This window comes from Amycolatopsis kentuckyensis (assembly GCF_002155975.1).
GTDB lineage: Bacteria > Actinomycetota > Actinomycetes > Mycobacteriales > Pseudonocardiaceae > Amycolatopsis > Amycolatopsis kentuckyensis.
Window position 1 is genome coordinate 1 of sequence record NZ_MUMI01000371.1, and the last position, 5,546, is coordinate 5,546.

Annotated in this window: 6 protein-coding genes and 1 pseudogene; 4 read left to right on the forward strand and 3 right to left on the reverse strand. The window is 70.9% G+C overall.

Annotated elements, in window-relative coordinates; genetic code table 11:
- Positions 1-272: 272 nt before the first annotated feature.
- Positions 273-1,127, reverse strand: coding sequence for an N-acetylmuramoyl-L-alanine amidase (locus CCN39_RS31900; RefSeq protein WP_244211084.1), 855 nt, complete (start codon positions 1,125-1,127; stop codon positions 273-275).
- A 78-nt stretch (positions 1,128-1,205) separates the two neighbouring features.
- Here CCN39_RS31900 and CCN39_RS31905 point away from each other — a divergent pair, with 78 nt between their 5' ends.
- Both CCN39_RS31905 and recR read left to right on the forward strand, forming a co-directional pair.
- On the forward strand, positions 1,206-1,565 hold the full coding sequence (locus CCN39_RS31905) for a YbaB/EbfC family nucleoid-associated protein (RefSeq protein WP_013230627.1): 360 nt from the start codon (positions 1,206-1,208) through the stop codon (positions 1,563-1,565).
- Between the two features lie 5 nt (positions 1,566-1,570).
- Positions 1,571-2,167 (forward strand): recombination mediator RecR, encoded by a 597-nt coding sequence (gene recR / locus CCN39_RS31910; protein WP_086848315.1) that lies wholly within the window; start codon positions 1,571-1,573, stop codon positions 2,165-2,167.
- Here the strand turns inward: recR and CCN39_RS31915 are convergent.
- Together CCN39_RS31915 and CCN39_RS31920 are read right to left on the reverse strand one after the other, a co-directional pair.
- Positions 2,164-2,721, reverse strand: coding sequence for a glucosaminidase domain-containing protein (locus CCN39_RS31915; RefSeq protein WP_086848318.1), 558 nt, complete (start codon positions 2,719-2,721; stop codon positions 2,164-2,166). The two genes, recR and CCN39_RS31915, sit on opposite strands and share 4 nt — an antisense overlap.
- 57 nt (positions 2,722-2,778) lie before the next feature.
- Positions 2,779-3,876 (reverse strand): UDP-N-acetylglucosamine 2-epimerase, encoded by a 1,098-nt coding sequence (locus CCN39_RS31920; RefSeq protein WP_086848320.1) that lies wholly within the window; start codon positions 3,874-3,876, stop codon positions 2,779-2,781.
- An 84-nt stretch (positions 3,877-3,960) separates the two neighbouring features.
- Between CCN39_RS31920 and CCN39_RS31925 the strand changes: the two genes are divergently transcribed.
- Positions 3,961-4,980, forward strand: a complete 1,020-nt coding sequence (locus tag CCN39_RS31925; RefSeq protein ID WP_086848321.1) for a glycosyltransferase family 2 protein — start codon at positions 3,961-3,963, stop codon at positions 4,978-4,980.
- A pseudogene (locus tag CCN39_RS51990) lies at positions 4,977-5,546 on the forward strand (hypothetical protein); the annotation flags it as partial. The gene CCN39_RS31925 and the pseudogene CCN39_RS51990, both read left to right, overlap by 4 nt.

Here is a 5,546-nt window from a genome sequence, read left to right on the forward strand (position 1 = left end):
GACCCGGACGAGCTGGCCCGCAAGCTCCTCTCCGAGCACCTCGGCGCCCGCCCCCTCGACTGAACCCGCGTCGTGTCGACCCCCGGATCACGCGTGTCGACCCCCGAATCACGCGTGCCGACCGTTCGCGCACGGCATCTCGCGTGCTCGAAGCCGGATCTCGCGTGATTGGGGCCGGGTCTCGCGTGATTGGGGCCGGATCTCGCGTGATTGGGGCCGGATCTCGCGTGATTGGGCACCGATCTCGTGATTGACGGGACGACACGGTGGGGTCAGGAAGCCAGGTAGGCCTCGATCGCCGCCGCGATGGCCGCGGCGTACTGCCGGCGGCCCTCCGGGCTCGTCATGCGGGCCGCCTCCGTGGTGTTGCGCATGTTGCCGCACTCCACCAGGGCTGCCGGGCGGGTCGAGAGGTTGAGGCCGGCCAGGTCCGCCCGGGCCGACAGGCCGTTCGTGCCGATGTAGTTCGCCGCGCTGAAGCCGCTCGTCCGCATCGTGTCGCGCAGCGTTTGCGCCAGGCGCGTCGACGGCTCTCCCTGCGCCGCGTTCAGCGGCGGTGACGAGTACGCCACGTGGAAGCCGTTCGCCCCCGCCGCTTCCGAGCCGTCGGCGTGGATGGAGACGACCGCGTCCGCGCCGGCCTCGTTGCCGATCGCCGCGCGGCGGTCGACGCAGGGGCCGACCCCGGTGTCGTTCTGTCGCGTGTAGACGACCCGAATCCCCTTGTCCGCCAACGCTTTCCCGACCTGTTGGGCGACGTCGAAGGTGAACGCGTGCTCCGGGTAACCCGCGTTGGTCGCGGTGCCGGTCGTGTTGCACGGCTTGGTCTGCCCGCGCCCGGCCGGCACCTGCCGGTTGATCTCCGCCGGGTGGGCGCCGTTCCCGCCGTTGTGCCCGGGGTCCAGCACGACCACCTTCCCGGCCGGCGACGGCGACGGCGCGGCCGATGAAGACGACGACGGCGAAGAGGTGGGCGTGGGTGATGGCGAAGGCGTCGGTGCGGGAGAGGCGGTGGTGATCACCGGGGCGGGTGGAGGCGCAGCCGCCGGAGCGTCGTCGGAGCAGCCGGTGAGCAGGAGGGCACCGGCCAGCAGCAGGGGAGCAGTCGCGCGTCGCACGGCGACCACGGTGCCACAGCCCGGCACCTCGCGTGGCGCGACTACCCTGGTGGGGACACAGGCGTGCAGAGAGGACCGAGTGCGATCATGGCCCAACCCGGCGGCGGCTTCGACCTTTCCCAGCTGATGCAGCAGGCGCAGCAGATGCAGCAGAAGCTCGTCGAAGCCCAGGAAGAGCTGGCCAACACCGAGGTCACCGGCACCGCCGGCGGCGGACTGGTCACCGCGACCGTCTCCGGTGACAGCCAGCTGAAGAGCCTGCAGATCGACCCCAAGGTGGTCGACCCGGACGACGTCGAGACGCTGTCCGACCTGATCGTCGCGGCGGTCCGCGACGCGTCGGCGAGCGCCCAGAAGCTCACCGAGCAGAAGCTCGGCCCGCTGGCCGGCGGGCTCGGCGGCGGTGGCGGCATGCCGGATCTCGGCAGCCTCGGCTTCGGCGGCTGACGAACTTGTACGAAGGTGTCGTCCAGGACCTGATCGACGAGCTCGGGCGGCTGCCCGGGGTCGGGCCGAAGAGCGCCCAGCGGATCGCGTTCCACCTGTTGGCCGCGGACCCGGCGGACATCTCGCGGCTGCAGGACGTGCTCGGCAAGGTCAAGGAGGGCGTGCAGTTCTGCGAGATCTGCGGCAACGTCTCCGAGCACCCGAAGTGCCGCATCTGCCGCGACGAGCGCCGCGACCTCACGGTCATCTGCGTGGTCGAGGAGCCGAAGGACGTCCTGGCGGTCGAGCGCACGCGCGAGTTCAAGGGCCGCTACCACGTCCTGGGCGGCGCGCTCGACCCGCTGTCGGGCATCGGCCCGGAACAGCTGCGGATGCGCGAGCTGCTCAAGCGCATCGGCGAGGCGGACATCAAGGAGATCATCATCGCCACCGACCCCAACACGGAGGGCGAGGCGACGGCGACGTACCTGGTGCGCATGCTGCGCGACTTCCCGGGGCTGAGCGTGACGCGGCTGGCGTCGGGCCTCCCGATGGGCGGTGACCTGGAGTTCGCGGACGAGCTGACGCTGGGCCGCGCGCTGTCGGGTCGCCGGGTGCTCTAAGGGACGTCGAAGCGGCGGAGGTCGTACAGGTCCATCAGCCTGATCACCTTGTTCGCGTACTCCGGGTCGGTGGCGTACTTACGCGCCACCGCCCGGATGAACGCGTCCGGATCCGTCCGCACCGGCAGCGCCGCCGCGTAGTTCGGCGAAGTCGTCAGCAGCCGGCCGTAGTCGCGGAACGAGTCGTCGACCGACGCGTACGAGCGGAAATACGCGTCCACCGGGTGGCACGGCGCCGGAACGCACTCCGTCGTCGGGTAGCGGGCGCAGCGCAGGGCGATCGGGCCCGGGCTCGTCGGCGTCACGCACTTGAAGCCGAAGTGGTTCAGCTCGGCCGTGGACAGCTTGCTGCGGCCCCAGTTCGACTCCAGGATCGCCTGCGCCACGGTCACCGACGCCGGCACGTCGTAGGCCGCGTGGATCGCGCGGGCGATCGGGGCCGTCGCGCCGACGTACGCCTCCTGGAAGCCCGACGTCAGCGCGGCGTCGCGAACAGCGCCCTGGTCGATGGGCGGGACCACCACCAGCGCGGCCGCCAGTCCGATGTGGATCATGGCGACACTTTGCCCGGGGGAGCGCCGGAAAAACCGGTGGTCACCCGGACGGAGGACTCAGCAGTAGCCGAGCTGCGCCAGCGTGTCGACGACGATCTCGGACGGGTGGTACTTGTCCATCCAGGACTCGCCGCGGCGGTTCTGGTACGTGTCGAGGAAGTTCTGCAGCTTGTCGCCGCGCATCTCGGTCAGCACGACCGTCTCGCCGAGGTGCTGCGGCGTCTCCGTGCGCTCGCGGTGCACCGCGCACGGCAGGCCGAGGTAGTAGCACTCCGCCGAAAGACCACCCGAATCGGTGACGACGTACTCGGCGCGCGCCACCAGCGGCAGGAACTTCAGGTACCGCATCTTCGGCTGGACGATGAACTGGTCGTCGAAGATGTTCCCGATGCCCAGCGCGCGGATCTTTTCGCGCTCCGGCGCGCCCGCCATGTACAGGATCGGCATCTTGCGGCTCTGCTCGCGCAGGATTTCGAGGGCCTCGCGGTACTTGTCCGGGCGCGAGACCAGCTCGAAGCGGTGCAGCGTGGCCAGGCCGAACTTCTCCGGCAGGTTCGGCACGTCGAGCGGTTGGTTGATGGCGAGGCGCATCGCGTCGATCGCGGTGTTCGCCTCGGTGTCGACGACCACGCCGCGGGCGTGGCGCAGGTTGTTGACCTCGCGGATGCTCGGCGCGAAGTGGATGTCGACGATCTTCGCCGCGATCTTGCGGTTCAGCTCTTCCGGCAGCGGCGAGAGGATGCTGCCCGACCGCGCGCCCGCCTCGACGTGCCCGACGCGGGACTTCAGGATCCGCTTGCCGATCAGCGAGCCGTACGGCGTGGTGAACGTGTCGCCGTGCACCAGCACCAGCGGGGGACGGCCGTCCTCGGTCAGCGCGGCGCGCAGCTCGTGGCGGCGGCTCCACGCCGTCCGCAGCACCTGCGCGGCCCAGCCCGGGACCTGGGCCGGCGACTCGAGGTTGTGCGCCTTGTCCTCCGGCACCAGCCAGACGTCCGGCGCCGGCATGTTCAGGTCCGCCAGGACGTCCGCGACCTCGTCGACGTGCTGGGCGGTGAACCAGATCTTCGGCCGCATCCCGCGCTCGCGGATCCCGTGGTAGACGGGCGCGATCTTGATCAGTTCCGCGGTGGTGCCGAGAATGAAGGAAATCACCAGAGGAGCCCATTTCCGGTCGGGTGCGGTGGCGTAAGGATACTGGCCGACCCGGCGCGCGGGCCGCCGGGTAGCCTCGGCACGGTGAGTGCGAACCCGCTCCTCCCCTCGCTCAGCGTCGTGATCCCGGTCTACAACGAGCAGGACTGGATCGAACGCAGTGTCGGCGCGCTGCTCGCTTCGGCGTCGGCCGCGAGCTGGCCGATCGAGGTCGTCGTGGTCGACGACGGCAGCACGGACGCCACCCCGTCCCGGCTCGACGACCTGCGCGAACGCCACGGCATCACCGTGCTGAGCCAGGCCAACTCCGGCCGGTTCGAGGCGCGGCGGGCCGGCATCGCCAAGTCCTCCGGCGAGTGGGTCGCGCTGCTCGACAGCCGCGTCATCGTCGACGAGCACACCCTGACGTTCCTGCGCGACCAGCTCGTGGAGCACCCCGAGCGCGCGGTCTGGAACGGTCACATCAACGTCGCGTCCGAGCACAACCCGTACGCCGGGTTCATGGCCGGCCTGGTCAAGGTGCCCTGGCGCAAGTACTGCGCGAACCCGCGGCTGATGTCGTACGGCATCGACGAGTTCGACGTCTACCCGAAGGGCACGACGTTCTTCTGCGCCCGCCGCGGCCTCCTCGAAGGCTCGGTGACGGCGTTCGCGTCGCTGTTCGACGACCTCCGCTTCGCCAGCGACGACACCCGCATGCTGCGCTGGATCGCCGAGCGCGAGCGGATCTGGCTGGCCCCGGAGCTGTCGGCGACCTACAACGGGCGCGACTCGTTCAAGAAGTTCACGCAGCAGGCCTACTTCCGCGGCACGACCTACGTGGACTCCTACATCGCCTCGCCCGGCCCGGCCCGCAACGCCCTGTTCGGCGCGCTCGCCGCCGGGGTCGTCGGCCTGGTCTTCGCCGCGAAGAAGCCGAAGACGACGCTGGCCGCCGGTGTCCTCGGCGCGGTCGCGGCGGGCGAGGTCGTCAAGAAGTGCGGCGCGACCGGCCCGGAGGCCCGCGCGGTCACCAAGCTGCTGCCGGTGTTCGCCGGCGGCTTCGGCGCCGGTGTCCTGCGTGGACTGGCCATGGCCGTGCGGGCCCAGCTCCGCCGCCGATGAGCACCGAAGTGGACACGCCGGCCGCCGCGCGCAGCGGGCGCACGACCGCGGGCAGCCTCGGTGGCTCGCTGATCGTGTCCATCGGCCTCGGCTACCTGCTCACGGTCGCCTGCCAGCGGCTGCTGCCGCCGACGGAATACGCCATCTTCGTCACGTTCTGGGGCCTGGTGATGGGCCTCGGCAGCACGCTGTCGCCGCTCGAGCAGGAGCTCTCGCGCCAGTCGGCGGTCGCCGCGCTGGCCGGCGGCAAGGCAGGCCGCCCGGCGCTGCGGGCGGTCGCGGTCGGCGTGGTCGTCGCGGCCGCGTTTTCGCTGGCGCTGCTGATCCCGCCGGTCAACGACAAGCTGTTCCGCGGCGAGTGGTCCCTGGCGGTAATCGTGCTGGCCGGCGGCGTCGCGTTCGCCTGCCAGTTCGGCACGCGCGGGTTGCTCATCGGGCAGCACAAGGTGAAGGCGTTCTCGCTGCTCGTGGTCGCCGAGCCGGCGGTCCGGGCGCTGATCCTGGGCGTTCTGTTCGTCTCGGTGGCCTACAACGTCGTTTCGCTGGCGATCGCGGTCGCCGCGGGG